This window comes from Serratia nevei (genome assembly GCF_037948395.1).
Taxonomy (GTDB): Bacteria; Pseudomonadota; Gammaproteobacteria; order Enterobacterales; family Enterobacteriaceae; genus Serratia; species Serratia nevei.
This window is the reverse complement of record NZ_CP149940.1, coordinates 3,932,769-3,958,637: the sequence shown is the minus strand read 5'-3', so window position 1 is coordinate 3,958,637 and position 25,869 is coordinate 3,932,769. Positions and strand designations below refer to the sequence as shown.

Annotated in this window: 29 protein-coding genes and 1 riboswitch; of the genes, 10 read left to right on the top strand and 19 right to left on the bottom strand. The window is 60.9% G+C overall.

Going from position 1 to position 25,869, the window contains the following annotated elements; genetic code table 11:
• Positions 1 to 43 precede the first annotated feature (43 nt).
• Positions 44 to 406, bottom strand: coding sequence for a winged helix-turn-helix transcriptional regulator (locus V8N38_RS19045; protein WP_060424915.1), 363 nt, complete (start codon positions 404 to 406; stop codon positions 44 to 46).
• Between the two features lie 122 nt (positions 407 to 528).
• Here V8N38_RS19045 and V8N38_RS19040 point away from each other — a divergent pair, with 122 nt between their 5' ends.
• Positions 529 to 1,362: an enoyl-CoA hydratase/isomerase family protein gene (locus tag V8N38_RS19040; protein WP_147840190.1), complete on the top strand. Its 834-nt coding sequence runs from the start codon at positions 529 to 531 to the stop codon at positions 1,360 to 1,362.
• Here the strand turns inward: V8N38_RS19040 and V8N38_RS19035 are convergent.
• Both V8N38_RS19035 and V8N38_RS19030 read right to left on the bottom strand, forming a co-directional pair.
• The gene (locus V8N38_RS19035) at positions 1,359 to 3,143 is read right to left on the bottom strand and encodes a hybrid sensor histidine kinase/response regulator (protein ID WP_147840189.1); all 1,785 of its coding nucleotides are present in this window, start codon (positions 3,141 to 3,143) and stop codon (positions 1,359 to 1,361) included. The genes V8N38_RS19040 and V8N38_RS19035 overlap by 4 nt on opposite strands.
• Positions 3,140 to 3,772, bottom strand: coding sequence for a response regulator transcription factor (locus V8N38_RS19030; protein ID WP_147840188.1), 633 nt, complete (start codon positions 3,770 to 3,772; stop codon positions 3,140 to 3,142). Before V8N38_RS19030 ends, V8N38_RS19035 begins: the two co-directional genes overlap by 4 nt.
• 175 nt (positions 3,773 to 3,947) lie before the next feature.
• On the opposite strand from V8N38_RS19030, the gene V8N38_RS19025 reads away from it, so the two are divergent.
• Both V8N38_RS19025 and V8N38_RS19020 read left to right on the top strand, forming a co-directional pair.
• Positions 3,948 to 4,262 (top strand): hypothetical protein, encoded by a 315-nt coding sequence (locus V8N38_RS19025; protein ID WP_025303891.1) that lies wholly within the window; start codon positions 3,948 to 3,950, stop codon positions 4,260 to 4,262.
• A 195-nt stretch (positions 4,263 to 4,457) separates the two neighbouring features.
• Positions 4,458 to 7,520, top strand: coding sequence for an autotransporter domain-containing protein (locus V8N38_RS19020; RefSeq protein ID WP_147840187.1), 3,063 nt, complete (start codon positions 4,458 to 4,460; stop codon positions 7,518 to 7,520).
• Positions 7,521 to 7,664: 144 nt separating this feature from the next.
• Here the strand turns inward: V8N38_RS19020 and rluF are convergent, their stop codons facing one another.
• Positions 7,665 to 8,534 carry a 23S rRNA pseudouridine(2604) synthase RluF gene (rluF, locus tag V8N38_RS19015; RefSeq protein ID WP_147840186.1) on the bottom strand — a complete coding sequence of 290 codons (870 nt, stop codon included), beginning with the start codon at positions 8,532 to 8,534 and terminating at the stop codon, positions 7,665 to 7,667.
• Between the two features lie 273 nt (positions 8,535 to 8,807).
• Here rluF and V8N38_RS19010 point away from each other — a divergent pair, with 273 nt between their 5' ends.
• Both V8N38_RS19010 and V8N38_RS19005 read left to right on the top strand, forming a co-directional pair.
• Positions 8,808 to 9,341, top strand: coding sequence for a hypothetical protein (locus tag V8N38_RS19010; RefSeq protein WP_060432245.1), 534 nt, complete (start codon positions 8,808 to 8,810; stop codon positions 9,339 to 9,341).
• A 7-nt stretch (positions 9,342 to 9,348) separates the two neighbouring features.
• Complete coding sequence (locus V8N38_RS19005; protein ID WP_033648952.1) at positions 9,349 to 9,729, top strand: putative T6SS immunity periplasmic lipoprotein; 381 nt, start codon at positions 9,349 to 9,351, stop codon at positions 9,727 to 9,729.
• 33 nt (positions 9,730 to 9,762) lie between these two features.
• Here V8N38_RS19005 and V8N38_RS19000 read toward each other — a convergent pair whose 3' ends face one another.
• Together V8N38_RS19000 and V8N38_RS18995 are read right to left on the bottom strand one after the other, a co-directional pair.
• Positions 9,763 to 10,032 carry a hypothetical protein gene (locus V8N38_RS19000; protein WP_127554714.1) on the bottom strand — a complete coding sequence of 90 codons (270 nt, stop codon included), beginning with the start codon at positions 10,030 to 10,032 and terminating at the stop codon, positions 9,763 to 9,765.
• Positions 10,033 to 10,041: 9 nt separating this feature from the next.
• The gene (locus tag V8N38_RS18995; protein WP_033648951.1) at positions 10,042 to 10,491 is read right to left on the bottom strand and encodes a winged helix-turn-helix transcriptional regulator; all 450 of its coding nucleotides are present in this window, start codon (positions 10,489 to 10,491) and stop codon (positions 10,042 to 10,044) included.
• Positions 10,492 to 10,586: 95 nt separating this feature from the next.
• Between V8N38_RS18995 and V8N38_RS18990 the strand changes: the two genes are divergently transcribed.
• The gene (locus V8N38_RS18990) at positions 10,587 to 11,816 is read left to right on the top strand and encodes an MFS transporter (RefSeq protein ID WP_147840185.1); all 1,230 of its coding nucleotides are present in this window, start codon (positions 10,587 to 10,589) and stop codon (positions 11,814 to 11,816) included.
• On the opposite strand, the gene V8N38_RS18985 is transcribed toward V8N38_RS18990, so the two are convergent.
• The 5 genes from V8N38_RS18985 to V8N38_RS18965 form a co-directional block, all read right to left on the bottom strand.
• Positions 11,793 to 12,473 carry a methyltransferase gene (locus V8N38_RS18985; protein WP_147840184.1) on the bottom strand — a complete coding sequence of 227 codons (681 nt, stop codon included), beginning with the start codon at positions 12,471 to 12,473 and terminating at the stop codon, positions 11,793 to 11,795. The genes V8N38_RS18990 and V8N38_RS18985 overlap by 24 nt on opposite strands.
• A gap of 101 nt (positions 12,474 to 12,574) precedes the next feature.
• Positions 12,575 to 13,000, bottom strand: coding sequence for a GNAT family N-acetyltransferase (locus tag V8N38_RS18980; protein WP_060424902.1), 426 nt, complete (start codon positions 12,998 to 13,000; stop codon positions 12,575 to 12,577).
• A gap of 70 nt (positions 13,001 to 13,070) precedes the next feature.
• Entirely contained in the window at positions 13,071 to 15,032 is a 1,962-nt protein-coding gene (locus tag V8N38_RS18975) for an FUSC family protein (protein WP_147840183.1), read from the bottom strand.
• A 4-nt stretch (positions 15,033 to 15,036) separates the two neighbouring features.
• Complete coding sequence (mdtN, locus tag V8N38_RS18970; protein ID WP_147840182.1) at positions 15,037 to 16,074, bottom strand: multidrug transporter subunit MdtN; 1,038 nt, start codon at positions 16,072 to 16,074, stop codon at positions 15,037 to 15,039.
• Between the two features lie 10 nt (positions 16,075 to 16,084).
• Positions 16,085 to 16,348 (bottom strand): YtcA family lipoprotein, encoded by a 264-nt coding sequence (locus V8N38_RS18965; RefSeq protein WP_025303884.1) that lies wholly within the window; start codon positions 16,346 to 16,348, stop codon positions 16,085 to 16,087.
• A 217-nt stretch (positions 16,349 to 16,565) separates the two neighbouring features.
• Between V8N38_RS18965 and V8N38_RS18960 the strand changes: the two genes are divergently transcribed.
• From V8N38_RS18960 to V8N38_RS18945, 4 genes are all read left to right on the top strand, one after another.
• Entirely contained in the window at positions 16,566 to 17,180 is a 615-nt protein-coding gene (locus tag V8N38_RS18960; RefSeq protein ID WP_147840181.1) for a TetR/AcrR family transcriptional regulator, read from the top strand.
• Between the two features lie 91 nt (positions 17,181 to 17,271).
• A riboswitch (TPP riboswitch) is annotated at positions 17,272 to 17,368 on the top strand.
• Positions 17,369 to 17,403: 35 nt separating this feature from the next.
• Positions 17,404 to 18,195 (top strand): hydroxyethylthiazole kinase, encoded by a 792-nt coding sequence (gene thiM, locus V8N38_RS18955; protein WP_060424900.1) that lies wholly within the window; start codon positions 17,404 to 17,406, stop codon positions 18,193 to 18,195.
• Positions 18,195 to 18,995, top strand: a complete 801-nt coding sequence (gene thiD / locus V8N38_RS18950; RefSeq protein WP_033648851.1) for a bifunctional hydroxymethylpyrimidine kinase/phosphomethylpyrimidine kinase — start codon at positions 18,195 to 18,197, stop codon at positions 18,993 to 18,995. Before thiM ends, thiD begins: the two co-directional genes overlap by 1 nt.
• Before the next feature lie 84 nt (positions 18,996 to 19,079).
• A complete protein-coding gene (locus tag V8N38_RS18945) occupies positions 19,080 to 19,538 on the top strand; it encodes an inhibitor of vertebrate lysozyme family protein (RefSeq protein ID WP_060434395.1) in 459 nt (152 codons plus the stop codon).
• A 39-nt stretch (positions 19,539 to 19,577) separates the two neighbouring features.
• Here the strand turns inward: V8N38_RS18945 and gutQ are convergent, their stop codons facing one another.
• The 8 genes from gutQ to fbaB all read right to left on the bottom strand — a co-directional run bounded on the left by gutQ (position 19,578) and on the right by fbaB (position 25,806).
• Entirely contained in the window at positions 19,578 to 20,549 is a 972-nt protein-coding gene (gene gutQ, locus V8N38_RS18940) for an arabinose-5-phosphate isomerase GutQ (protein ID WP_049270680.1), read from the bottom strand.
• On the bottom strand, positions 20,542 to 21,315 hold the full coding sequence (gene srlR, locus V8N38_RS18935; protein WP_033635559.1) for a glucitol operon DNA-binding transcriptional repressor SrlR: 774 nt from the start codon (positions 21,313 to 21,315) through the stop codon (positions 20,542 to 20,544). The genes gutQ and srlR overlap by 8 nt, the downstream gene beginning before the upstream one ends.
• 83 nt (positions 21,316 to 21,398) lie before the next feature.
• Positions 21,399 to 21,755, bottom strand: a complete 357-nt coding sequence (gutM, locus tag V8N38_RS18930; RefSeq protein WP_087762420.1) for a transcriptional regulator GutM — start codon at positions 21,753 to 21,755, stop codon at positions 21,399 to 21,401.
• A gap of 46 nt (positions 21,756 to 21,801) precedes the next feature.
• Positions 21,802 to 22,581: a sorbitol-6-phosphate dehydrogenase gene (gene srlD / locus V8N38_RS18925; protein WP_147840180.1), complete on the bottom strand. Its 780-nt coding sequence runs from the start codon at positions 22,579 to 22,581 to the stop codon at positions 21,802 to 21,804.
• A 10-nt stretch (positions 22,582 to 22,591) separates the two neighbouring features.
• On the bottom strand, positions 22,592 to 22,954 hold the full coding sequence (srlB, locus tag V8N38_RS18920) for a PTS glucitol/sorbitol transporter subunit IIA (protein ID WP_004941520.1): 363 nt from the start codon (positions 22,952 to 22,954) through the stop codon (positions 22,592 to 22,594).
• A gap of 22 nt (positions 22,955 to 22,976) precedes the next feature.
• Entirely contained in the window at positions 22,977 to 23,957 is a 981-nt protein-coding gene (locus tag V8N38_RS18915; RefSeq protein ID WP_147840179.1) for a PTS glucitol/sorbitol transporter subunit IIB, read from the bottom strand.
• 15 nt (positions 23,958 to 23,972) lie between these two features.
• On the bottom strand, positions 23,973 to 24,521 hold the full coding sequence (locus V8N38_RS18910; RefSeq protein WP_004941528.1) for a PTS glucitol/sorbitol transporter subunit IIC: 549 nt from the start codon (positions 24,519 to 24,521) through the stop codon (positions 23,973 to 23,975).
• A gap of 235 nt (positions 24,522 to 24,756) precedes the next feature.
• The gene (fbaB, locus tag V8N38_RS18905; RefSeq protein ID WP_033644067.1) at positions 24,757 to 25,806 is read right to left on the bottom strand and encodes a class I fructose-bisphosphate aldolase; all 1,050 of its coding nucleotides are present in this window, start codon (positions 25,804 to 25,806) and stop codon (positions 24,757 to 24,759) included.
• Between the last annotated feature and the right edge of the window lie 63 nt (positions 25,807 to 25,869).

Below are 25,869 nucleotides of genomic sequence, written 5' to 3'. Positions count from 1 at the left end.
CTAACCCTCGTTTACCTGCAAGTGAAAGACTTTGGGGATCGCATCACCCGTCCTGCTCATCATACTTGCGCTGGCACTCCTGAATCGCCTCAATATTCCCTAACGTCCAGTCGAACAGTACCGAGAACGGCCCCTGCAGGGATTTGCCGAGCGGCGTCAGCGAATACTCGACGCCAAGCACCCGCCCGTCCAACACTTTGCGATGCACCATGCCGTTGCGTTCCAGCTTGCGTAGTGTCTGGGTCAGCACGCGTTGCGTGACGCCATCCAAACGGCGCTTGATGGCGTTGAAACGCTGCGGCTCGCGCAGCACTTCCAGCACCATCATGGACCATTTATCGGCAATCTGATCGAGCACGATGCGGCTTGGGCAGTCGGCGCGGTAAACAACATCGGTCTTATCCATCGGTATCCTCCTGCATCCCTGGGATGCTTAAGGTGCGTAATTGACGCCAGGTATGCAAAGTATACCATTTGAAACAGGGCACGAATAACCCGCACTTGTACCCCAGGTAAAAGGACATTGAGATGACAGATACAGATTTCAGCAAACTCAGGCTGTCTCATGCGCACGGCGTGATGACGATCGCTATCGATAACCCACCGGTAAACGTGCTTGATGTGGCGCTGATGTCGGAAATCAGCCGTTTATTGCTCGCGGTGCGTGACGATCCGGATACGCGCGTGTTGGTGTTCCAGAGCGCGAACCCAGCGTTCTTTATTGCTCATGTCGATATGACCTTGATCGATGAGCCGCACGCTTTCGATGAACTGGCTAGCAACGCGCCGGAGGGGCTTAATCCGTTCCAGGCGTTTGGCGAACTGCTGCGCAGCCAGCCGCAGGTCACTCTCGTTAAGCTGGCCGGGTTGGCGCGCGGCGGTGGCGCCGAGTTTGTGGCGGCGGCCGATATGGCTTTCGCTGCACGGGAAACGGCGGGACTGGCCCAGTGCGAGGCCTTGATGGGCATTACGCCCGGCGGTGGCGCGACGCAGTACCTGACGAGCCGAATGACGCGCGGCCGCGCTCTGGAGGCGATCCTGGGCGCCGAGCTTTTCGATGCCGCTACCACAGAACGCTACGGCTGGATTAACCGCGCCTTGCCTGCCGCCGAGCTTGATGATTTCGTCGATCGGTTAGCGCGCAACATCGCGGCATTGCCTGCGGGCGTGATTGCGGCGGCCAAACAGGCGATGCCTGCGCCGGATCTGCAGGCCGGTTTTTATCGCGAGCACGACGCCTGGGCGGGATTGTTCGCACGCCCGGCCGCGGAGCGGTTGATTCGCGGCGGGCTGAAGGCCGGTGCGCAAACCCCGGAGGGGGAGCGTAACCTTGAAGGCCTGCTGCGTCATCTGGCCCGCTAAGATGCCGCCCCCCACTGCGTCAGCAGCGCATGCAGCCTGGCCGGCTCCAGCGGTTTGCGCAGCACCAGATAGCCTTCCTGCTCGGCCTCTTGCAATATCTGCGAGTTGAACTCGCCGCTGACCATCGCGCCGCTCACGTCCGGCAGGCGTTCGAACAGCGCTTTCAGGATGTCGAAACCGCTCTCGCCGGAACGCAGGCGCTGGTCGCACAGCACGGCGAACGGCGTAAAACCGTCCTCGACAATGGCGAAGGCTTCCTCGGCGGAGGCCGCGCAGCGCACGGTGATGCCCCAGGTGCTCATCAGGCTCTCCCAGGCGGAAGTCACCAAGGGATCGTCGTCCACCACCAGGCAGGCGCCGCGCAGCGGCGCATAGCGGATCGGCGTGGCGGTGTTGTCGTAGGCGGCTGCGGCTTCCGGCGCTTTGTCTTCGCCGATGTATTGCGTGAAGCGCATCCAGAAGCGCGAGCCTTTGCCTTCGACCGAGTGCATGCCGTACTTCACCTTCATCAGCTTGGCGCAGCGCGCCACCACCGCCAGCCCCAGCCCGTGGCCGGCGCTGTCGATTTTCCACGCCAGCTCGGGGCGGTAGTAAGGGGAGAAGATTTTGCTTTTCTCTTCGTCGGCGATGCCCACGCCGGTGTCCCACACTTCCACCAGACACTCGGCGCCGCGCGGGCGGATAGCGATCAACACGCCGCCCTGCTGCGTGTAGCGCAGGGCGTTTTGGATCAGGTTAATCAGCGATTGCCGCACCAGCAGCGGGTCGCCCATCACGCTGATGCGCCGTTTGGGCCGCCAGGTGCGCAGCGCCAGGGCGCGGCTGTTGGCCTCTTCGCGGAACAGGGTGATCACCGAGTCGAGCAGGGCGCCGATATCCACATGGGTGGCGGCGGTGCGCACGTTGCCGGATTCGATCTTGCTGAGATCGAGCAATGAATTGAACATCAAATGCACCGAACGCACGCTCTGCTGCAGATCCAGCAGCTGCGGCGTCAGGCTGTCGTCGCGGTTTTTGTGGATGATGGCTTCGATCAGAAAGCCCATGGCGTGCACCGGCTGGCGCAGATCGTGGCTGGCGGTGGTCAGGAACTGGTTCTTGTCCAGCAGCGCCTGTTCCGCCTCCTCTTTAGCCTGGCGGAACTGCTCCGCCAGGCGCGAGCTTTGTTCCTCGAGCAACGCCTGCTGGATAAAGAACGCATGTGAGGTTAACGCGTGGCGGTAAATGGCGAAGCCGTACAGCAAGTTCAGCATCAGCACGATGAACATCACGTCTTCCAGCCGGCAGATGATGCCGAGGTTCAGCAGCCCCCAGGAAGCGAAGAAAAAGCGGGTAAAGGTGCTGATAACCGGCGTCAGATGCGTTGCGTTGGCGGCGACGATCGCGGCGATGCTGATATTGAGCAGCAGAAAAAAGTCAAAGTTATGGGTCTGCGGCGTAATTAAATAGAGTGATGAGATCCCCAGTCCGTGAATAAACGCCACCTTATTAATGCGCGGCAGCCAGCGGCGCAGCACGGCGTCTTCATCATTTTCTTTGGCCTCATGCAGGTAGCGGCGGTGCCATATTCGGATCGCCACGGCGCATAGCAGGTAAACGATGATCCAGGTAATGGTTGGGCCGAGTTCATCACCCAGCAAATAAATCCAGATGGCGAACGGGATGCCGACGAAAGGCACGGCGGTGAAACTGAATACCAGCCGCATGAAGGTGTTGTCCAGCAGGCGGATCTGCGCGCGTGGGGAGATACCATCATTTTGTAAATTCTGGAAAAACCTCATGACGACGGATCCCGTTTGCCGTGCAACAGCGTGATGGCTTCTACCCGGCTGTTGACGCCGATCTTTTTCAATATATTGCTGATATGTTCTTTGACGGTAGGTTCGGAAATAGAGAGCTGCGTCGCGATTCTTTTATTTGGCAGGCCGCGCAACATCATGGTTAATACGTCGATTTGCCTCGGCGTTAAATTGAATTTATTTAAATGGTCATGGCTGCTTTTAATAGCGTATTCATTTCCCTCCGGGAACCACTCCTGATTATTATTTAGCGCAAAAACCGCCCTGGCGAATAATTCAGGTGGCTCGTTTTTTAATACGAATCCGTGCCCGCCGGCATTGTGCACTTTCTGCCAGATATCGTTATTCTCGTCGCCGCTGACCACTAAAATCCGTACCTGCGGATAACGTTGTTTTACTTCTTTGAGTAATTTCAACGCTGTACCGGAAGAGAGCCAAAAATCAATCACCAGTAAACGCGGCGGGCCATTTTCCCTAATATGACGGTAGCAATTCTCTTCATTGGTCACCACATGCGCCTGTTTGAATCGGCAATGCGTGCTGAGAAAATTAGCGATGCCGCTTGCTACCAATGGATGGTCATCAACGACCAACGCATAATCCTGCCCCAAAGGATTCTCCTTTCGCCTTCACAGTTCAGATAAGTCTGATGAATTATTATCAACCCTCCCTACTTTAGGAGGGTTTTTTCGTTTAGGAAAGGGAAATATATTATTCGAGGATTTGGATAAGAGAAAACATAAAGCCAATCGATAATTTTAACTGATTGGTTATAAAGGATAATTTATGAAGAAACCACTTATCGCTTTAACCGTGACGATGATGATAGCCGGTTGTTCCACCCTGAAAACCGATCAGGCCATTCCACTGCTGCAGGCGGAAACCGCCAAAATGCTGGGCCTGGGCTCGTCGGACGAAATTACCGTGACCAACGTCAATGGTGCGCAGCCGGATGCGCTGGGCGGCCAAAAACTTTCATATCGCGCCACCACGGAAAAGGGCCGTATTTTCGATTGCTCGTCGCTGATGATGCCGGGAATTTTAGGTTCGTCGCCGTCGCTGAGCGCGCCGACCTGTACGCCGGTGGTCACGCATAAATAATTCGCTTTGGGGGCGGTATTTCCGCTTCCTGGTTTTCCATCGTCGGAGCGTCAGCGCCGGGGGGCAATAAGCTTTTGCTTCGACGATCACTAAACCGGCGTGCGCGAAATAACGCCTCACACTTCCTCTAGCGCAGTGAGTTTACCCATAACAATAAATTTCGCGCCATCATGCCAACGAGTACGGAGATAGCCCGTGAATGACAAGACATCGCACCCTTTAGCGGTTAAAACACCGCTTTCCAAACTTTACCTCGCTCTATTTTCCGCGCCGCTGTTGATGCTGGCGCCCGCCGATATCGCTCGCGCAGACGATGCTATTTTTGACGGCGACTCAAAAATTACCGAATCATTGGCCTACACCGGGGACGTTTACGTCGGCCGCAATCAAAGCGGCAACCTGCTGATCGAGAATGGCAAGATCAGCGCCTATAACATCAATATCGGCCGGATGTTCAACGGCCAAATTCATGACAGCCTGGTCACGGTTCGTGGGCCGAACGCTGAGCTGAACGCGGTGAACGATCAGTTCGTGCTGCGCGGCGGCCTGAATCTGGGGCGGGGCACCCTGCGGGTTGAAGACGGCGCGCTGGCCAGCGCGAAAGAGATCGTGGTCGGCACCACGCGCGGCTATGACAGCCACCTGATCGCCACCGGTGCCGGTTCCCGCGTCACCAGCAATTTTCTCAGCGTCGGCACCGACTTAGGGGCGCGATCCACGCTGGCGATTGAAGACGGCGCGGTGTTGAATACCGCCTTTGACGCGCGCATCGGTAATGGCAGCGGGCCGGGCGAGACCGATACGCTGAGCCCGAAGGCCACGGTCACGGGGGCCAATTCCCAGTGGAACGTCGGCCGTGCGCTCACGCTTTACGGCGATCTGGACGTGCTGAACGGCGGCGCGGTCAACGTCGGTAATATTCAGGTGGCGGGTGTCTCCGGCGCGCGTAAAACCGCCGAGCTGACGATCGCCGGCAGCGGCTCGCGCGTGACCAGCGGCAGCAGCGTCAACGTCGGCGATTACGGCAATGGCGTGTTGGCGGTCATGGACGGCGGGACATTCTCCGCCGGCGGCAACGACGTGGTGCTGGGCAAGACCGGCTCCGGCTCTAACCGCGGCGCGCTGATTATCGGCAGCCGCGGCAATATGGATACCGGCACCGGGTTGACCGAGCCGACGCTCGGCGCGGCGGGCGCCGTAGGCACTATCGATGCCCAGACGGCGATCGCCCTGCGGGGCGGATTGTTCCGCAGCTATGTGTATTTTAACCATACCGACGGCAATTATGTCTTCAGCAACAAGATGAGCGGCGAAGGCGAGGTGATCAACAGCGCCGGGCACACGACGCTGAACGGCGATCTCACTGAGTTGCAGGCCAACGTCACCGCGCGCGGTGGTAAGCTCATCATCGCCAGCGATATCAATACTCAGAAAGAAGACGATATCTTCGAGATCCAAACCCTCAGCGCCGAAAACGGCGGCACGCTGATCCTCAACGCGACGGCGGGTTCCGACGTCAATAACGGGCAGGGCTACAGCAGCGCCGCGTCGATCAAGGCCGGTGGCACATTGGGCGGCAACGGCACGCTGGGCCAGACCGAGATCCAGTCCGGCGGCCATATTTCGCCCGGCGACGGCAATATCGGCACGCTGACGCTGAAACGCTACCTGAATTTTATCGGCGAATCCTTCTATGACGTCGATATCGCCGGTGACGGCCGCAGCGACCAGTTGCTGGTGGCGGGCAAAACCACCATTAGCGATCAGGCCAAGGTGCAGGTCACGGCGCTGGATCCGCAAACCAGCTATAAAACCGGCCAAAGCTACCGCATTCTGACCTCGGACGGCGGCATTGACGGCCAATTCGCGGCGGCGGTCTCCAAGTCTGCCTTCCTCGATGTGGCGTTGAACCACAGCCCCAACGCCGTGGATCTGACCATCGCGCAGAAAGACACGGGCGGTGAAAACCCTGGCGGCGAGAATCCGGGTGGAGAAAACCCAGGCGGTGAGAATCCAGGGGGCGAGAATCCGGGCGGTGAAAACCCAGGTGGTGAAAATCCGGGGGGCGAGAATCCGGGTGGGGAAAACCCAGGCGGTGAAAATCCGGGGGGCGAGAACCCAGGCAGCGGCAAGCCGGGCATTTTCCAAACGGTGGCCGAGAGCGGCAACCAGTGGAATACCGCCGGTGCGCTCTCGACGTTGGTGCAGAGCGGCCCTTCGCTGGCGTTGTACAACTCGCTGCTGCTGCTGAGCGCGCCGGAAGCGCGCGAGGCGTTCAATCAGCTGTCCGGCGAAGTCTATCCGTCGATGCAGTCTAACCTGATCGCCGGCAGCACCCAGCTGTTCAACGTGCTGAACCAGCGCATGCTGCGCCTGTTCGCCAACGACAGCCTGCCGGTACCGCCGTTGGCGATGTCGCTGGTGCAACCGGCGCAGGCGCAAAACAGTGGCGTCTGGGGGCAGACCTTCAGTTCCTGGGGCAGAAACAGCGGCAATGGCAACGTGGGCAAGCTGGATGGCAACACCACCGGCTTCCTGTTGGGGGCGGATCGCAAGCTGGCGGACCATAATGTGCGCATCGGCGGCTACTTCGGTTACAGTCGCGGCGACTACGACGTCGACAGCCGCCGTTCCAAGGCCGATACCGACAACTACCACCTCGGCCTGTATGCGGCGGGGCAGCAGGATGCGTTCTCGCTGCGCGGCGCGCTGGGTTACACCTGGCACAAGATCGAAGGCAAGCGCAACGTCGATTTCAGCGGCTTCTCGGATCGGCTGAAGTCGGACTACGATGCCAACTCATTGCTGGCGTTCACCGAAGCGGGTTACCGTTTCGGCCAGCCGGAGATGAACGTCGAACCGTTCATTAACCTGAGCTATATCCGCCTGCATACCGACAGCTTCCAGGAGTCGGGTGGCGCGGCGGCGCTGAGCGTGCGCAATGAAACGATGAACACCTTCTACTCCACGCTCGGGGTGCGCGGCGTGACCGAGCTGCCGAAGAACGTCAGCCTCTATGGCTCGCTCGGTTGGCAGCATGCCTACGGCGATAAGAACACCTCATCGCGCATGGCGTTTGCCGGCAGTGACGCGTTCGTCACTCAGGGCCAGGCCGTGGATGACAACGTGATGGTGGGCGATATCGGCGTGAGCGTGAAACTGTCGCGCGCCGCGACGCTGGATGTCGGCTATCAGGGGCAATTCGGCGCCGATACCCGCGTGAATTCGGTCAACGCCAACCTGCGCTGGTCGTTCTGATTTTTCCTCTAGACTTCTCTGGTACTTGCAGGCCCGCTTGATGCGGGCCTTTTTTATGGTGAGGGCTCAGTGGCGGCCTGTGGCTGACTTTTATGATGAAAAAAACCGCGCAACGGCGGGCTTGGCGAGAAGAGCGAGCGGGGCTTAACGCCCTTTTTTCTTGCGCCCTGGCTGGGTAAAGCGCTTACGGCCGGCCGGCGCAGCGGCTTTGTCGGCGCTTTTGGGGCCCCCGGCGCTCGGTTTTTTCGCCGCGGCGGATTTGGCCGGGGCCTTCTTCGCCGGCTTGGCCTCGGACGAGGAGCCTTCAATCAGTTTGAACAGCTCGATCAGCTCGTCATCGGTCAGATCGCGCCATTCGCCCAGCGGCAAGCCTTTCAGGCTGACGTTCATGATGCGCGTGCGTTCCAGCTTGGTGACCTCGTAGCCGAAGTGTTCGCACATGCGGCGGATCTGGCGATTCAGCCCCTGCACCAGCGTGATGCGGAACACGAACGGCGCCTCTTTCTTAACCTTGCACTTTTTGGTCACCGTGCCCAGCATCGGCACGCCGGCGCCCATGCTGCGAATAAACTCGTCGGTCACCGGCTTGTTGACCGTCACCAGATACTCTTTCTCGTGATTGTTGCCGGCGCGCAGGATCTTGTTGACCAGGTCACCGTGGTTGGTCAGAAAGATCAGCCCCTGTGAATCCTTGTCCAAACGGCCGATCGGGAAGATGCGTTTGCTGTGGTTGACGAAGTCAGCGATGTTGTCGCGCTCGCCGTCTTCGGTGGTGGTGACGATGCCGACCGGCTTGTTCAGCGCGATCAGCACCAGATCTTCTTCATTGCGCGGTTCGATCAGCTGACCGTTAACCTTCACGACATCCCCGGCAAATACCTGAGCGCCAACGGTGGCGCGCTTACCGTTGATGAAAACGTTGCCCTGTTCGATGTATCGATCGGCATCGCGGCGTGAGCAGATACCGCTCTCGCTAATGTATTTGTTCAGACGAATGGATGAGTTGGTCAGCATGGGATCTCCGTAAAACGCGGACTATACATTACCCGGATGACACTGCGAAGCGAATCATGCAGGGGGGCTGGATAAGGGTATCCTGACCGCGGCTACTACAAAGGTATTTGCAATATGTTTTTTTCGTTTAATTAATTATAGAAATTCGATGAGGATTTTTCTGCAAATTATTCAAGTTATAAATGGATTGTGCCAAATTAAACCATTTAAGCGGTCATGTATAGATTCATTTTAGAAAAGCATTAGGATATTGATAAATTCAAGGAGGGATAAATGAACGCATTAGCCGAGGAAGGGACGTTACGACGTATGACCATGGGGGAAATTAAATTGGCTCGCCATATATATGGAAGCTCAATTATATATGGTCGTGTATGGATACACTGTGATAGCTATTTCCCGTTTGGCTTACAAAACAGAAGTTATGCCATGGCACCTAATGGCGAGTTATGGTTACGGAGGGAACTCTATAAAGACGATTTTTCTGATAACACGGTTCTGATAGAAGAAAAACATCTTTTCATCCATGAGTTGGGGCATGTATGGCAGCATCAGCATGGACAATGGGTAAGAATGCGTGGGTTGTTTAGTTGGGCGGCTGAGTACAACTATCGCCTTGATAAGAATAAAATTACTGATTACTCGCTGGAGCAACAAGCTTCGATTTTTGCTGATTACTGGCTGCTGTTGGTTTATGGTATTGAAACGTGGCGTTATTATCAACGTCCTGGACGAGTGGGCAAGTACAGGGGAACCGATAGTTTGCGTGACATTTATGCACTTTATCGAAAAATTATTAAGGGATGAGGGGAGCATGAAAAAATATTTGGTTCTATTCACGGCCTGCCTCCTGGTCGGCTGTCCGGGGCCTGGCGATAAGCTGACTCCACGCTTCCCCGCCGTCGTCACTGCCAAAGATAACCATGTCTGCATTCTTTCTTCTATGAAGGCGGGGGATAATATTCGCTTCGTTCAGATTTATAGCGAATCAGGCGATAAGCTCATTAAAGCTATCGATAATGACGTTTTCTTCGTTGAGCCGGGGAGGTGCATGCCGGTATTCGACTATGCTTTTCGGCCAGGGAAGCGTTATTCCGTCGCCTACGATATACAGACACCCGAAGGTTCGCATTTGATTACCGCCGCATTCATGGTTGTCTCCGACGAACGGGGCAACCTGAGGGTTAACCATTAACACATGTTCTTAGGTTTAGTTTGTTGGACTGCGTTAGGTTGTAGAATGAAAGGCTATGAAAAAACTTGCCCTGTTGCTCGCTAACACATTGGCTGTTGTTGGGCTGGCTGTGCTGACAATAAAGCTTTTTCCTGTACCCAGGCTCAAACCGCTTGGCTGATTGACGCCAGCGAGTTTTTCCATTTTAACGATACGGAATGGTTTGGTGCGCTCATTTTTGGCGCGGTTTATCTGCTGGCCGGGTGTCTGGAATGGCTCTTTATCCGCCAGGTTTTTCAGCGGGTGAGCTGCGGGCACCGCCACTAACTCTCATCACCGTTCCTCCACCTTCACCACCCGGGTATTCAGCGGGGTGAGCGTCTGCCCGGCGCTGCCGATCGGCGTCAGGCGCGGGACGGGGCGGCCGCTGTCGCTTTCCACCAGCGTTGAGTGCGCTTCTCCCTCGGCGAACAGATGATCTTCCCCCCACTGGCGCAGGCCGACGATCACCGGAAACAGCGCGCGGCCTTTCTCGGTCAGTACATATTCCTGATAGGCGCTGCCATCTGCGGCGGGCACGATCTCCAGCACGCCGTGCGTCACCAGAGCGCGCAGGCGGGTGGCAAGGATATTCTTCGCCATCCCCAGCCCTTTTTGAAATTCGCTGAAGCGGGTGACGCCGTCGAAGGCGTCGCGCACGATCAGCAGCGACCACCAGTCGCCAATCACATCCAGCGTGCGCGCCACCGGGCACGGCGCGTCTTCCAGACTTTTACGTTTCACGACGGTTATCTCCAGCTGCATATTCTGGTTGCATTATAAAACCTCCACGCCTAAAGTTCATTGGGTTTAATAATGAAACCAGACTGAGGTGTGCAATGAGCGACAAACTGCTGGATCCCCCCTGTGCGATGCTGGGGCGCCTGCCGGCCCCCCTGGTGCTGCTGTTGGCCGCCGCCAGCGCCTTCAGCGTGGCCAACGTTTACTATGCGCAGCCGCTGTTGGACGCTATCGCCCATGATTTTTCCATCAGCCTGGCGGCGGTCGGCATGGTGATCAGCGTGACTCAGTTGGGCTGCGCGCTGGCGCTGCTGTTGGTGGTGCCGCTGGGGGATCGGTTGAACCGTCATCGGTTGCTGGCGGGGCAACAGCTGGGGCTGATCGGCGCGCTGCTATTGGTGGGCTGGGCGCACAGCGCGCCCTGGCTGCTGGTAGGGATGTTGCTGGTAGGCTTATTGGGCACCGCCATGACGCAGGGGCTGATCGCTTACGCCGCAGCCCTGGCGGCGCCGCAGGAGCGCGGGCGGGTGGTTGGTGCGGCGCAGGGCGGAGTGGTGCTGGGATTGCTGCTGGCGCGCACCCTGTCCGGCGCGCTGGCGGACGTCGGCGGCTGGCGCACGGTGTATTTCTTCTCTGCCGGGGTGACGCTGGTATTGCTGCCGATCTTGTCGCGCCTGCTGCCTGCGCCGCGCACCGCTCCCAGTACGCTGAGCTATCCCGCGCTGCTGCGTTCGATGCTGAGCCTGTTGCTGCATGACCGCACGCTGCAAATTCGCGGCATGTTGGCGCTGCTGATGTTCGGCGCTTTCAGCCTCTTTTGGAGTTCGCTGGTGTTGCCGCTGAGCCAGGCACCGTTCAACTTCACCCATGCCGCGGTGGGGACGTTCGGCCTGGTCGGCGCGGTGGGCGCACTGGCGGCGGTGCGCGCCGGGCATCTGGCGGATCGCGGGCTGGGGCAGGCGGCCAGCGGCGTGTGTCTGCTGCTGTTGACGCTGGCCTGGCTGCCACTCGGTTTGCTCGGCAGCGGCCTGGTTTGGCTGGTGGTGGGCATCGTGCTGCTGGATCTGGCGGGCCAGGCGATCCACGTGCTGAACCAGAGCATGATCTTCAGCGCGCACCCGCAGTTGCACAGCCGGCTGGTGGGCTGCTACATGCTGTTTTACGCCGTCGGCAGCGGGCTGGGTGCCTTTGCCGGCACCCATATGTACGCCTGGGCGGGCTGGAGCGGCGTCTGCTGGCTGGGGGCAGGCGTCAGCCTGAGCGCGCTGCTGTTTTGGCGGCTGACGCTGCGCGGGATGCCACCCTCATCGACGGCGGTGGAGCAGTGAAAGCTGGAAGCCCAGCGCACCGCACAACTGCTGAGGCGCGGTGAAGCCGCTTTCCGCCAAGAGGAGACGGCTGCGCGCCGCCGCCATCGGGTGCCAGTTGCGGCGGGTGCGTTCGATCACCTCCTGCGCCTGCGCCGCCGAGTGCCCGGCGCTTTGCAGCCAATGTTGGTAGTGGCTGACGGGCAGACCCTCCGGTTGATAGTCGAACAGCAGCAGCGGTGCGGTGGGGGAGAGGCGCTGCGCCAACTGCTGCAGGAAATCCAGTTTGGCGCCATCGTCGGCGATAAAGTGCAGCACCAATGAGCACACCGCCGCGTCGTGGCGGGTTTGCGGCGCTTGTTGCAGCAAGGTGGGCTGGAAGCTCACCCGCGGAGCATAACCCGCGGCTTCGGCCTTGGCGCGCGCGGCCGCCAGCATGCCGGCGGAGGGTTCCACGGCGCTGAAACGCCAGCTGGCGTTGGCGGCGGCCAGCGCCTCCAGTTCACTGCCGGTACCGCAGCCGGCCAGCAACAGCGTGGCGTCATTCGGCAGCGTCTGTGCGAGCGTCGCCGTCAGCAGCGCCTGGGCAAACTGATAGCCGGGCACCAGGGTCAGAATACGGCGATCGTAGTCCGCCGCTGCGGCATCGGGGAAGCGTGTATCCGTTTGGTGTTGCATAACCTTCCTTGCCAAGTTCATTGAGAGAGACAAGGAAGGTTATGCTTAAATGATAATGAAATCCATTATCATTAATGAGTTCTGTGACGGGAAAGGCGGCGTTAGCGGGCCGGCGAATGCATCAGGTAATAATCTTCTTCGCCGTCGTTGCCGGTAGAGATGATGCGCCAGCCGTGTTTGCGGTAGAACGCCAGCGCCTTTTCATTCTTCACCAGGCATTTCAGCGAGCCGGTGGCGGTGAAGGTAGCTTCCGCCGCCTGCAGCAGCGCACTGCCGACGCCGCGCGGCGGCTGATGGGGATCGACATACAGGTTATGAATGAAGTTGTCTTCGCGGTAGACGGAGACGAATCCCAGCAGCACGCCGCCGTCTTCCGCCACCCAAATCGCTTCGCCCAGCGTCGCGCCGTCGAAATCTTCCAACTGATAGTTTGAGGTATCGCGCCAGCCGAACGCCGCCTTGCGCGACGCCAGGTACAGCGTGCGCAGGAAGGGGCGATCGGTCTCTTGGTAGGGTCTTATCTGCATGGCATCTCCCGGTGGTTTGTGCTCACTATAGCGCATTGCGCCGGGCGTGCACGGCCACAAACGGAAAATGCTAGGCGTCACCCCAGGCGGGCAGGCGATTGAGCCCGTCGCTTAACTCCTGAGCCAGGCGGCGCACGGTGTCGGCATGCAGGGCGGCCAGCGGTGGATGAAAGTCGGGCGCCCGCAGCGCTTGCGGTGCGCTGGCAAGCTGCGCCGCATACTCGGCGAGAACGTGCCCGCCCTGGCGTTGGACCTCTAGCAGCGCCTCGTGTTCCTGCACGGACAGCGCGGCGCCGCTGCCTGCCAGATAGGTGTTGAGCTTTTCGCTGGTCAGCAACAGGCTGCGCGTCTGGTTGAAGATCAGTTGGATATGCCGGGTGAAGCTTTCATGGTTATCATCCGCCAACTGCCAGGTAGGCTCCAGCGTCACCCGGGCCACCACCGCTTCGCAGCCCTCGATCTTTTGCCAGATGCCGATGGCGTTTGTGTTCTCGCCGCCGAGGAAGCGCGACAATTCCCGCAGCAGGTTAGCGACCTGCTGCCGCAGCGACTCCCCTTCGTATTCCGGCCACAGCGTGGCGTGAATGAAGGTGGCGAACCCCACCCCCAGCACGATGCCGATCAGGCGATCGCGGATCTCGGTCAACTCGGTGACCGGGCCGAAGCTTTCCAGCAGTGCCAGGGAAAAGGTGAACAGGATCTGTACCCCGGCATAGCTTATCTTCTCGGAACCGGCGGCGATCCAGGCGGAGAGGGCGATCACCGGCAGCGTCAGCAGCAGCCCGACGAGGCTGTCGAGGTGAGGCATGATCCACACCACCGAGATCAGCGCCAGCAGGCTGCCGATCGCCGCGCCGCCGAGACGCAGCCGCGCCCGCCGCTGCGTGGCACCGAGGCTGGGCTGCGCCACGATCAGGCAGCTCAGCATGATGGTATGAATGCCGGACCAATCGACGGCGGTATAAAACACGTAGGCCACCAGCACGGTCAGCAGCGTCTTCAACGAAAACTGGATGTAAACTGGGTTGGTCAGGGCGTCGGGGGTAAAGAAGGGCACTTTCGGCGGCGGCGCGGCCTGCAGGGCGTCGGCGTAGTCGCTGCGGTTGGCGTAGACCTGCAGGAGGCCGGCCATTTCATTGAGCGGCGCCGGCACCTGCGGATCGTCACTGCCGGCGATCGCGACGGAAAATCGCAGCGCGCTGTCGTGGCTTATCGCGGTTTGCAGTGCTCGGCAGGCGGCATCTATCTCTTGCGCCAATTTACGTGCGGCCGTGCCGAAAGCCGGCGGCAGCTGGTAGGCCAGGATATTGAGCTGCAATACCAGGGTGATCAGCGCCAGATAACCGGGCTCGTTGGCGCGGCAGCGATCGCTGCGCATCACCGAGAAGCGCAGTAGCTTATGCAGCTCGGTGGCGTGCTGCGAGATGGCGCTCAGATCGCGCGTCTCGCCGCCGTGGGCCAACATAGCGCGGGTTTCGTCCAACACTGCGATCATCCGGCCCTTTAGCTGCTTCAGCGGTTCGGCCGGCAGCAGTAGGGTATTGACGATCAGGGTGAGCAGAATGGCGTAGTTGATCGCCACCCATACCCACAGCACCAGCCGTATCACCACTTCCGCCTGCGGAGTGAGATCGACAAAGCTTTGCGTGTAGATCACCACCAGCGCCATCAGAAAGAACAGCACTCCGACCTTGGTCACCCGCATCAGGAACACGCTGAGGAAAAACAGCGCGCTGGAGAGCAGAATGCGCAGCATCGGGTAGTCGTAGGTGAACTTCAGCACCAGGATAGCGGCGCCGATTGCCAGCGTGGAGCTGACGAAAAACAGGATACCGATCGCGCGGGTGATCACGATATTGGACTGCGTGATAAAGAAGACAGCGATCAGCGATAGCGCCAGCCACGGCACCTGCAGCGTCTGCGAGATCACGATGGCGATCGCGCTGGAGAGCAGGGCGCGGATCACCAGGTTGATGCGGCTGTCCGAGGGGCGCAGCTCGTCGATCAACTGAGACAACCAGCCGCGAGACATCGTTTTATTCTTCATGGCGCAGGTTCAGCTTCGCCACTGCCGAAGCGCCCACGCGGAACAGCGCCGGGTTGGGGGCCTCTACCGCGATCTTGACCGGGAAGCGCTGCGAAACGTGCACCCAGTTGATGTTGCGCGACACGTTGGGCAGCCCGCCCAGCACGGTGCCGCCGTCGTCGGGCTGTACGCCGTAGCTGACCGACTCTACCTTGCCGCTGAATGTCTGGCCGGCGTCGCTCATTAAATACAGCGTGGCCGGCACGCCGGGATGCACGCCTTTCAGATCGGTTTCGCGGAAGTTGGCGATTACGTACCAGCGGCGGGTGTCGATCAGCGTGAACACCGGTTTGGCACTGGAGGCATATTGGCCGACGGTGGTTTTCAGCGAGGCGATGTGGCCGTCGAACGGCGCTCGCACCTCGGTAAATTCCAGATTCAGCTTGGCGATGGCGATGTCGGCCTGCACTTCGGCGCGCTGCGCGACCAGGACTTCGACGCCGCTGACGGCGGCTTCCGCCTGTTTCGCCTGCAGCAATGCGGCCTGCAGCTCCGCCTGCGCCGAGCGCTGGGAGGTGCGGGCGGTTTCCACTTCTTCCGCCGAAACGTAGTTCTTGCCGAGCAGCTTCTGCCGGCGGTTAAGGGTGTCGGTCGCCTGCGCCACCAGCGCCTGCGAGCGTTTGACGATGGCGTTCATCGATTCGGCGTTGTACTGCTGCGCGTTGACCGAGCGCTGCGTCAGCTTGATCTGCTCATTTAGCGTGATCAGGCGCGCCTCGCTGGCCGCCAGCGCATCCTGGTAAGGGCGCGGATCGATGCGGAACAGCAGATCGCCTTGCTGCACTTCCTGGTTGTCGCGGATCGGCATCTCGACGATGCGGCCGTTCACCTCCGGCACTACGTCGATGGTGTCGGCATAGGCGTAGGCATCGTCGGTAGTGGGGGCGTTTTCCACCCGCCAGACGACGACGGCGGCCACGATGAGCGTCAACGCCAGGATGGTAAGCACCAGCAGTCTGCGCTTGTTGGAGATTTGTGGTTGGGTCATGGCGTCAGTCTCAGTGGGGGAAAACCAGTAACCAGATCAGCATGGCGATCAGCGCGGTCAGCGCCGGATACGTCAGCAGCTGCGGCGCCAGCCAGGCGCGTTTTTCCGGGGTGCGCAGCAGCAGGTGGATCGCCACCATGCCCGCCACGCCGCCGCACAGGCAAAACAGCCAGTCGGGAAACGAAGCGCCGAACACCACTATCGACGGTGCCGGCGAGCACCCGGTGAGCAACAGCGCGGTCAGGCAGGTGATAAGCAGTTTTTTGTCGGGCATAGGGCGTTCTCTGGCGATTGGCTTGGGCGACGGGCCGAATGAAATGACTCTTTTTCAGTGAGTGAGGTCACTGTTTGTCTTCCCCACGCTTGCGTCAGGGTAAACTAGAATAAATACTCTACTCTAAACTAGAGGGGTTAATCTAGTTTTTTGTGTCGCCCTGCCTTCGCGGCGGCAAATGGGTATAATGCGTTGATGACAGCGGGCAGAAACGAATATGCAAATCGACGAACACATCACCGGGCGAGAGCCGCAGCAGGAAAGAGGGCGGCAACGCGTACAAACCATTCTGGATTCGGCGGCGGCAATCGTGGCGCAGGACGGGCTGGCGGCGCTCAGCATGCAGCGGCTCGCCAAGCACGCCAAAACCTCCATCGGCTCGATGTATCACTTCTTTCCCGATCGTCACGCAGTGATCAAGGCGCTGGCGGATCGGCATACCGAGTCGGTCGAGGCGCTGATCTGCGACATGGCGTTGGCCAGTGACGACGAGTGGCGGCGCCTCTCCGCTGAAGAGGTGATCCAGCGGCTGTTTTCACCCTATGCGCAATATTTGCGCGAGCACACCGATTACCTGCCGGTAATGCGGGAGATGAACCTCCCGGACGAAAAGTCCAGCTTCCTGGCGCTGATCGCCAGAGTGCTGCAGCTGCGTCGCCCCGAGACCGCCGAAGCGGAGATCCTGCAGCAAACCCGGCTGTTGCAAAGCCTGGTGGCCGGCACGTTGCACCATATCTTCAAGACGGCGCCGCAGAGCGTGGCGTTCACGCTGGCGGAGCTGCCCGGCGTGCTGAGCCTGTATCTGGCGGGAAAAGAGGGGAACATCGCTTAGGCGCGAGCCAATTTATTCGCTTGTTTGTCCGCGCCGCCGCTGGCATGATCCCCTGCAGGGATTAACGCAACGTTGATCACAACCTATTGATTTTCATGACTCGGGGTGCCCTTCTACATGAAGGCTGAGAAATACCCGTATTACCTGATCTGGATAATGCCAGCGTAGGGAAGTCACGGCCGCCCAGCCGGCGCCGCCTTCTTGAACGCCGGTTGGGAGGAATATGATCGCTCGACCTGATGCACTACCCGGCGCGCGCGCCGCGGCCTGTCTGACCCAATTCCAACAGCGGCCTCCGCTGATCCACTGCCTGACCAACGAAGTGGTGCAATCGCTGACCGCCAACGTGCTATTGGCGCTCGGCGCCTCCCCGGCGATGGTGGTGGAGCCGCAAGAGGCGGCGCAGTTCAGCGCGCTGGCCGATGGCCTGCTGATCAACGTCGGTACCCTCAATGCGCTGCGCGCCGAATCGATGCGGGCGGCGGTGGCCGCCGCCAATCGGGCCGGCAAGCCCTGGACGCTGGATCCGGTGGCGGTCGGCGCGCTCTCCTACCGCACCGCCTTTGCTAAACAGCTGCTGGACGAGAAACCGGCGGCGATACGCGGCAACGCCTCGGAAATCATGGCGCTCAGCGGGTTGCTGGCCAGCGGCCGCGGGGTTGACAGCGGCGACGATTCGCTGGCGGCCTTGCCCGCCGCGCGTGAGCTGGCGCAGCGCAGCGGCGCGGTGGTGGCGGTCACCGGCGCGGTGGATTACGTCACCGACGGCCAACGCGATTGGGCGATCGAAGGCGGTTCCCCGCTGATGACGCGGGTGGTGGGCACCGGCTGCGCGCTGTCGGCGGTCGTGGCGGCGTTTTGCGCCCTGCCGGGCGATCGCCTGGACAACGCGGCGACCGCCTGCCGGGTGATGTCCCACTGCGGCGGTCTCGCGGCCAGACAGGCCGGCGGGCCGGGCAGCTTTACGCCGGCGTTCCTCGATGCCCTGTATCAGCTGCGCGGGGAGGATCTGTGATGAAACGTATTAACGCCCTGACCATCGCCGGCACCGATCCCAGCGGCGGCGCCGGCATTCAGGCCGATTTGAAGGCTTTCTCGGCGCTTGGCGCCTACGGCACCTCGGTGATCACCGCGCTGGTGGCGCAGAATACCCGCGGCGTGCAGTCGGTGTATTACATCGATCCGGCGTTCGTCGCCGCGCAGCTGGACTCGGTGTTCAGCGACGTGCGCATCGACAGCGTCAAGATCGGCATGCTGGCCAACGCCGACATCGTGCAGGCGGTGGCCGAACGGCTGCGCCATTACCGGCCGGAGTTCGTGGTGCTGGACACCGTGATGCTGGCGAAAAGCGGCGATCCGTTGCTGGCGCCGGAGGCGGTGGCGTCTATTCGGCGCGAGCTGTTGCCGCTGGTGTCGATCATTACGCCGAACCTGCCGGAAGCGGCGGCGCTGCTGGCGTGCGCGCCGGCGGAAGATGAAGCGCAGATGCGCGAGCAGGGGCGGGCGCTGTTGGCGATGGGCTGCCGGGCAGTGCTGATGAAGGGCGGCCATCTGAGCGAAAGTGAGAGCCCGGACTGGCTGTTTACCGCAGAAGGCGAGCAGCGCTTTACCGCGCCGCGCGTCGCCACCCGCCACACCCACGGCACCGGTTGCACGCTCTCGGCCGCGCTGGCGGCGCTGCGCCCGCGCCATGCCGACTGGGCGGCGACGGTGGCCGCCGCCAAGGACTACCTGCAACAAGCGCTGCAACAGGCGGACACGCTGGAGGTGGGGCACGGCATCGGGCCGGTGCATCATTTCCACGCCTGGTGGTGAGTCAACTTTTTGCCGCAACCGTGGTCTGACTAGTTCAGGCCCGGTTTTATGGGCGAAACCTGATTTAACCTAGGGAGAAGGACTATGACGGGACACCAGGCGCTGCGTTGCGCCCTCTTCGGCGCACTGCTCAGCTTCAGCGCGGGCAGCTTTGCCCAGCAGATCGTCACCACGTCGGATTTGATTCAGCAGCCGGGGTATCAGGCCAGCTGGCAAAACATGGTGAAAGGCCAGGCGCGGATGCCGGGCTGGGCGCGCAAGGGCGTCGGCACCTCTACGCCGGCGCAGAATCTGAGCTGGAAGGGCAAAGAGTATCTGGTCGGCAACCTGTGCAAGCCGCACGACTGCGGCAACAACTTTTTGATCGTGGCGTTCAGCGCGGACAAATCCCAGGCCTGGGGCGTGCGGGTGGCAGTGGAAGATCGGCCGGAAGCCGTCGATCATCCGAAGAAGTATGCCAAGTACCAGTGGCTCGGCAAGCCGAATGACGACATGAAGGCGCTGCTGAAGCAGCAGTTCGAGAACAATCCTGATTGGAAATAATCAGACCGGGGGCGCCGGTGATGGCGCCCCCGGCGTTGATCAGCCGATGCCGGCCTGATGCAGATCGTGCAGGTTGAGCGCCCCCACCAGCACGCCGTCCATATCGACCACCGGGGCCGCGCTGATGTGCTGTTCGTGCAGCGCTTCCAGCGCCTCGCCGGCGCGCCACTGCTCCGGCAGCCGATAGCCGGGGCGGGTGATCGCCGGGCTGAGCGGATCCTGCAGGCTGTTGCCCTTCACCAGCCAGCGGCGCAGGTCGCCGTCGGTAAACACGCCCACCACCCGCTGCTGCGCGTCGCAGACCGCCACTAACCCGAGCCCGGTGCGGCTCAGCTCCAGCATCGCTTCCATCACGTTGGCGCTTTCGCTCACGCGCGGCAGGCGATCGCCGGTGCGCATCAGGTGATGCACGCGGTTCAACAGGCGAGCCCCCAGGCTGCCGCCAGGGTGCGAGCGGGCGAAATCTTCCGCGTTGAAACCGCGCTGGCGCATCAGCGCCATCGCCAGAGCATCGCCCATCATCAGCGTGTTGACCGCGCTGGAGGTCGGCGCCAGCCCCATCGGGCAGGCTTCGCGCTCGACGCCGATATCCAGCACGCAGGCCGCGGCCTGCGCCAGCGGCGACTCTTTGCCGCCGGTGATGGCGATCACCGGAATGCCGTTCTCCGCCAGCAGCGGCAGGATCAGATCCAGCTCTTTGGCGCGGCCGGAGTAGGAGATAAACACCACCACGTCGTCGGCGCCGATCATGCCGAGATCGCCGTGCAGCGCTTCCGCCGGATGCACGAAGAACGACGGCGTGCCGGTGCTGGCCAGCGAGGCGGCGATTTTCTTGCCGATGTGGCCGGATTTGCCGATGCCGGAAATCACCGCTTTGCCACGGCAGTTCAGCAGCAGTTCGCAGGCGCAGACGAAGTTGTCGTCCAGGCGCGCCAGCAGGCGTTGCGCTTCGGTCAGCTCGATCTCCAGCGTTTCGCGGGCGAAGGCGAGCAGGGCGTTGGCGTTACTCATCGGGGTCTCCTACCAGAAGGATATTGATGCCTTTCGCCTGCAGGGCGGCGAGGTAATCGGGGTTGATGTCTCGGTCGGTGATCAGCGTGTCGACGGCGCTGAGTTCGCACACCACGTTCGGGCTCTTGCGGCCGAATTTCGAGGAGTCTACCAACAGAATAATGCGGCCGGCGGCTTCGCACATCGCTTTGCTGACGTTGTGCACTTCGTTAAAGGTGGTGACGCCGGCGTTGAGATCGACGCCGTCCGCGCCGATAAACAGCTTGTCGAAGCTGAACTGCTGAAACGCCGATTCGGCCAGGCTGCCGTGGAACGAGGCCGATTTTTTGCGGTAGGTGCCGCCGGGCATCAGGATGGTCTGATCGTTGTCCAGCTCCACCAGCGCGTTGACGATGGTCAGGCTGTTGGTCATCACCGTGATGTTATTGAACTGCGCCAGGTGCGGCACCATCTGCAGCACCGTGCTGCCGGCATCGAAGATCAGCGAGTCGCCGTCGGCGATCAGCGCCACGGCGGCGCTGGCAATGTGGCGTTTTTTCTCGGTATTGATATGGGTTTTGCGGTCGATCGGCTGATCGCCGTCGTCGCGGCTGAGCACCACGCCGCCGTAGGTGCGGATCACCTCGCCTTCTTCTTCCAGCAGGGTGAGATCCTTGCGGATGGTGGTGCCGGTGGTGGAGAAATGCTCGGCCAGGGCATCCACTGCCGTTTTGCCATGCCGCTGCAGATATTCAAGGATAGCGGCCTGCCGCTGCTTTGGTTTCATCGCGATTCCCGTTCACAAGAGTTGGGCATTTCCCCTCGCTGAATAATTCACTATGAAAGGTAATGTCTTTTAATGTGAAAATATCACGATTTGGGTTTAATCGCTAACGATAGTGCAGACTGGCATGCGCGATCCTCGGGGAAGATCACATCCGGGCGCAAATCCCGCTGATGCAAACCGTGCAATCGAGGCAGCGGGCGGGGCCGGGCGAAAACGGTCAGGCCGCCCAGCAACAGGCTGCCGCATACCCGCCGATCGGCGTCGAAGGCCAGCGCCAGCACCACTCGCGGGCGGAAGCGGCCGCCGGAACGGCCGACGCCGACGGCGCCCAGCCGGCACAGGCCGTCGAAGGCGCGGTTGAAGCGCTGCAGCTGCCACCAGCCGAAGGCGATTTGCAGCAGCCAGGCCAGCAGCGCGAAGACGATCAGAGCTTGAGTCATGGGGTTCTCCTTAGACCCCCTTCCGCGGAAGGGGGCGTCGATGGCGTCAGAACATCACCTGGCCGCCGGTGATATTGATCGATTGGCCGGTGCAGTAAGAGGCCTTGTCGCTGGCGTAGAACAGCAGGGTGTTCAGCACGTCCTGGTAGTCGCAGCCGCGCTTCAGCGGCACTTTGTCGATGTAGTACTGCTCCACCTGGTCCGGCGCGATGCCCAGTTTTTGCGCGTACTGCGGCAGCAGCGACTGGAACATCGGCGACTTCAGCAGGTTGCCGAGCATCAGCGAATGCACGGTAATGCCGTATTCCGCCAGATCGAGCGCCAGCGACTGCGTCAGCCCCACGCCGCCGAACTTGGCGGCGCTGTAGCCGGAGTTGTGCTTGCTGCCGACCTTGCCGGACTTGGAGTTGATCTGAATGATGCGCCCGGCGATGCCGTCGCGGATCATCAGGCGCGAGAACTCGCGGGCGCAGAGGAAATAACCCACCAGGTTCACCTGCAGCGAGCGATCGAAGTCGCCCAGCGGGAAATCGGTGATCGGCGCCGCCTTGGCGATGCCGGCGCTGTACACCAGCAGGTTGGCCTGGCCGAACGCCCGGTCAACCGCCGCCGCCAGCGCGATTACGCTCTGCTCGTCGGTGGCGTCGGCCTGAAAACCGCAGGCGCTGCCTGCGCCAAACGCTTCGTTGATCTGCTGTGCCACCAGATTGGCGTTGTCGGCGTTCAGATCGGCCACCGCCACCCGATAACCGGCCTGCGCCAGCCCGCGGGACAAAAAGGCGCCTAACGTTTGGCCGCCGCCAATCACTACAGCTACTTCAGACATGGTCTACTCCTTATGCGATAAATGACAGCGTGCTGCCCAACGGGATATCGGTCGGCGTCGGGCCGGATACGTGGATCGAGCCGGGGAATTCGGCTTCGGCTTCGCCGTCGAAGCGCACGGTGATGTGGCCCAGTTCGCGCAGGTTCTGCGTGGCAACGCTGCCAACGGCGGTGATGGCGTAGCGCTGCTGCGCCAGCTCCATCACGCCGCCGACCTGCAGCTCACCGGCGGTCGCACCGTGGCGGTGGATGAAGCAGAACTCTTCGATATCCGCCGGCGCGCCTTCACGGAAGGTGATCAGCATGTTGTCCAGCAACGCGTCGCGGGCGCAGCCACCGATCTGCGTGATGGTGGTGTGAAAAATGGTGTGCATAAACGTCTCCCTGGAAATCAGCTTATTGATAAATGAAGGCCGAGGCGGCCCAGGCGATCAACACCGTCGGCGCGCCGGTCAGGAAGCGGCCGACCAGCACCGAGGGCACGCCGACCCGCACGGTATCCTGCTTGGCTTCCGCCAGCGACAGGCCGACCGGAATGAAGTCGCAGGCGGCCTGCGCGTTGATGGCGAACAGCGCGGGCAGCGCCAGCTGCGGCGGAATATGGCCGAGGCCGATCTGCACCCCGACCAGCACGCCGATCACCTGGGCGATGACCGCGCCGGGGCCGAGGAACGGCGACAGCAGCGGGAATGAGCAGATCAGCGCCAGCGTCACCAGGCCGATCGGGCTGTTGGCGAGCGGCGTCAGGCCGTGAGCGATAAAGTCCCCGAGGCCGGAGGCCATGATGATGCCGATCAAGGCCGAGACGAACGCCATAAACGGCAGGATGGTCTTCAGCACGGTGTCGATGGTGTCGCGCCCGGCCTGGAAGAACACCGCCACCACCGATCCCATGCCCATGCCGACCTTCGCCAGCAGCCCGTCGCTTTGCTCGGTGATCTTCTTGCTGGTGTCGTAGTCGCGCGCCTTGGGCGACGCTGCAACGGCGGTGGCGGGCTGGCTATCTACTGCTTCGATTCGGCTGATGTTGTGGTCGCGCACGCCGGAGACATAGATGTCTTCGAGGATAAACTGCGCCAGCGGGCCGGACTGGCCGGTGGCGTGGATGTTGACCGTCGGAATGCGGCGTTTCGGGTACAGGCCGCAGCGCAGGGTGCCACCGCAGTCGATCACCGCCACGCCGATCTCTTCCGCCGGCGGCTCGCCCTCTTTGAAACCGTCGACGGCCGGCCAGCCGGTCAATTCGCTGAGGCGATCGACGATCGAAGGCCGGGTGCCGGCGGTGATGTACACCACTTTCTTGCCGGGCTCTATCGGCAGCTCCAGGGGGCCACCCCAGCCGCTGGCGCCTTTTTCAATACGGATATAAGCACTCATGCTGCACTCCACGAATTAAAGTTGCACCTGGCGATCCAGACGGATGCCCATCTTGCGTTCGAACAGGCTGGTGGTCAGATCGGTGACCCAGCCGCGGAAGAAGTTGGTGAACAGCCCCACCAGGAAATAGCTCACCGCCAGCGGGCCGAGCGGCAGGCCGAGGGTGGTCAGGCCGCTGGCGATGCCGAGGTAAACGAACAGCTCGCCGGGGTTGATGTGTGGGAACAGGCCGTTCATCGAGTGGCAGCTGTAGGAGGCCGCCGCGTAGTAGCTCGGCTTGTATTTCTCCGGCATGAAGCGCCCCAGGCTGAGGGTCATCGGGTTGCAGAAGACAAAGGTGCCGATCAGCGGCAGCAGCAGATAACGCGAGACGGGGTTGCCCGCGCAGCGCTGCGCCAATCGTTCGATACGTTCCTGGCCAACAAATTTGATCAGCGCGTTCATGATAACCAACAGGCTGATCAACAAAGGTAAAATGCCGGTCACCATGCCGACAAACACTTCACCGCCTTTCTGAAACAGGCCGATAAACCACTCGGCGCCGTGGGTGATTAGCTCAATCATTATGTTCTCCTGTAATGGACTGATATGGCCTGGAGCGAACGGCGGCTCTGTGGCCATGGGCCTTACAGTAGTCACTTTGTTGGGCTATTTGTTTTAAATAGATCACAGTTTGAAAGATAAATATTTTATTTCGAAAGTTTAAAATGAAAGAAAGAGAAGGTCTGTGGCATGAGAGGGAGAAAGCGGGCACAAAAAAGCCCGGCTAGCCGGGCTTGAGGACAGGTGGTCCGTCACATCAGGCGATGGTGACCTTCTTGTCCAGGTAGGCGTCTTGCACAGCGTTGATCAGCGCCACGCCGTCTTTCATCGATTTCTTGAACGCCTTGCGCCCCAGGATCAGGCCCATGCCGCCGGCGCGTTTGTTGATCACCGCGGTGCGCACCGACTCCTGCAGGTCGTTCTCACCGGCGGCGCCGCCGGAGTTGATCAGCCCGGCGCGGCCCATGTAGCAGTTGGCCAGTTGGTAGCGCACCAGATCGATCGGATGATCGGTGGTCAGCTTGGTGTAGACGCGATCGTCGGTATAGCCGAATTTCACCGCGCGGTAGCCGCCGTTGTTTTCCGCCATTTTCTGTTTGACGATGTCGGCGCCGATGGTGGCGGCGATGTGGTTGGCCTGGCCGGTCAGATCGGCGCTGGAGTGGTAGTCCACGCCATCCTTGTTGAACGCCGGGTTGCGCAGATAGGCCCACAACACGGTGACCATGCCCAGCTCATGTGCGCGCTCGAAGGCGATCGAGATCTCTTCGATCTGGCGGCGCGACTGCTCGGAGCCGAAGTAAATGGTGGCGCCGACCGCCACCGCGCCCATGTTGAACGCCTGCTCGACGCTGGCGTACAGGGTCTGGTCGTACTGGGTCGGGTAGCTCAGCGTTTCGTTGTGGTTGAGTTTGACCAGGAACGGGATCTTGTGCGCGTAGCGGCGCGATACGGACGCCAGCACGCCGTAAGTGGAGGCGACGCAGTTACAGCCGGCTTCAATCGCCAGCTCGACGATGTTCTTCGGATCGAAATACAGCGGGTTGGCGGCGAACGAGGCGGCGGCGGAGTGCTCGATGCCCTGATCGACCGGCAGGATCGACAGGTAGCCGGTGCCGGCCAGGCGGCCGTGGTTGAACAGGGTTTGCATCGAACGCAGCACGCTGTTGGGACGGTTGTTATCGATCATTACGCGGTCGACGAAGTCGGCGCCCGGCAGGTAGAGATTCTCGGCGGGGATAGTGGTACAGCGGTGTTGCAGCAGATCTTCCGCTTCCTTTCCTAGCAACTGCACAATATCAGTCATGATTCACTCCCGATTAAGCTTCTTCATACACCGGCAATGCAAGGGTTTTTGACCACCGGCGAA

Excerpts from the sequence above, each read along its gene's own strand:
- V8N38_RS18975 (WP_147840183.1), bottom strand. The coding sequence starts at position 15,032 with ATGTCTCGCGGCTGGTTGTCTCAGTTGATCGACGAGCTGCGCCCCTCG.
- V8N38_RS18980 (WP_060424902.1), bottom strand. The coding sequence starts at position 13,000 with ATGCAGATAAGACCCTACCAAGAGACCGATCGCCCCTTCCTGCGCACG.
- srlB (WP_004941520.1), bottom strand. The coding sequence starts at position 22,954 with ATGCACACCATTTTTCACACCACCATCACGCAGATCGGTGGCTGCGCC.
- srlR (WP_033635559.1), bottom strand. The coding sequence starts at position 21,315 with ATGAAACCAAAGCAGCGGCAGGCCGCTATCCTTGAATATCTGCAGCGG.
- V8N38_RS19025 (WP_025303891.1), top strand. The coding sequence starts at position 3,948 with ATGAAGAAACCACTTATCGCTTTAACCGTGACGATGATGATAGCCGGT.
- V8N38_RS19045 (WP_060424915.1), bottom strand. The coding sequence starts at position 406 with ATGGATAAGACCGATGTTGTTTACCGCGCCGACTGCCCAAGCCGCATC.
- thiD (WP_033648851.1), top strand. The coding sequence starts at position 18,195 with ATGAAACGTATTAACGCCCTGACCATCGCCGGCACCGATCCCAGCGGC.
- V8N38_RS18960 (WP_147840181.1), top strand. The coding sequence starts at position 16,566 with ATGCAAATCGACGAACACATCACCGGGCGAGAGCCGCAGCAGGAAAGA.
- V8N38_RS18910 (WP_004941528.1), bottom strand. The coding sequence starts at position 24,521 with ATGATTGAGCTAATCACCCACGGCGCCGAGTGGTTTATCGGCCTGTTT.
- fbaB (WP_033644067.1), bottom strand. The coding sequence starts at position 25,806 with ATGACTGATATTGTGCAGTTGCTAGGAAAGGAAGCGGAAGATCTGCTG.
- srlD (WP_147840180.1), bottom strand. The coding sequence starts at position 22,581 with ATGTCTGAAGTAGCTGTAGTGATTGGCGGCGGCCAAACGTTAGGCGCC.
- rluF (WP_147840186.1), bottom strand. The coding sequence starts at position 8,534 with ATGCTGACCAACTCATCCATTCGTCTGAACAAATACATTAGCGAGAGC.
- mdtN (WP_147840182.1), bottom strand. The coding sequence starts at position 16,074 with ATGACCCAACCACAAATCTCCAACAAGCGCAGACTGCTGGTGCTTACC.
- V8N38_RS19035 (WP_147840189.1), bottom strand. The coding sequence starts at position 3,143 with ATGAGGTTTTTCCAGAATTTACAAAATGATGGTATCTCCCCACGCGCG.
- V8N38_RS18915 (WP_147840179.1), bottom strand. The coding sequence starts at position 23,957 with ATGAGTGCTTATATCCGTATTGAAAAAGGCGCCAGCGGCTGGGGTGGC.
- gutM (WP_087762420.1), bottom strand. The coding sequence starts at position 21,755 with ATGACTCAAGCTCTGATCGTCTTCGCGCTGCTGGCCTGGCTGCTGCAA.
- V8N38_RS19010 (WP_060432245.1), top strand. The coding sequence starts at position 8,808 with ATGAACGCATTAGCCGAGGAAGGGACGTTACGACGTATGACCATGGGG.
- gutQ (WP_049270680.1), bottom strand. The coding sequence starts at position 20,549 with ATGAGTAACGCCAACGCCCTGCTCGCCTTCGCCCGCGAAACGCTGGAG.
- V8N38_RS18945 (WP_060434395.1), top strand. The coding sequence starts at position 19,080 with ATGACGGGACACCAGGCGCTGCGTTGCGCCCTCTTCGGCGCACTGCTC.
- V8N38_RS19040 (WP_147840190.1), top strand. The coding sequence starts at position 529 with ATGACAGATACAGATTTCAGCAAACTCAGGCTGTCTCATGCGCACGGC.
- V8N38_RS18985 (WP_147840184.1), bottom strand. The coding sequence starts at position 12,473 with ATGCAACACCAAACGGATACACGCTTCCCCGATGCCGCAGCGGCGGAC.
- V8N38_RS18965 (WP_025303884.1), bottom strand. The coding sequence starts at position 16,348 with ATGCCCGACAAAAAACTGCTTATCACCTGCCTGACCGCGCTGTTGCTC.
- V8N38_RS18990 (WP_147840185.1), top strand. The coding sequence starts at position 10,587 with ATGAGCGACAAACTGCTGGATCCCCCCTGTGCGATGCTGGGGCGCCTG.
- V8N38_RS19005 (WP_033648952.1), top strand. The coding sequence starts at position 9,349 with ATGAAAAAATATTTGGTTCTATTCACGGCCTGCCTCCTGGTCGGCTGT.
- thiM (WP_060424900.1), top strand. The coding sequence starts at position 17,404 with ATGATCGCTCGACCTGATGCACTACCCGGCGCGCGCGCCGCGGCCTGT.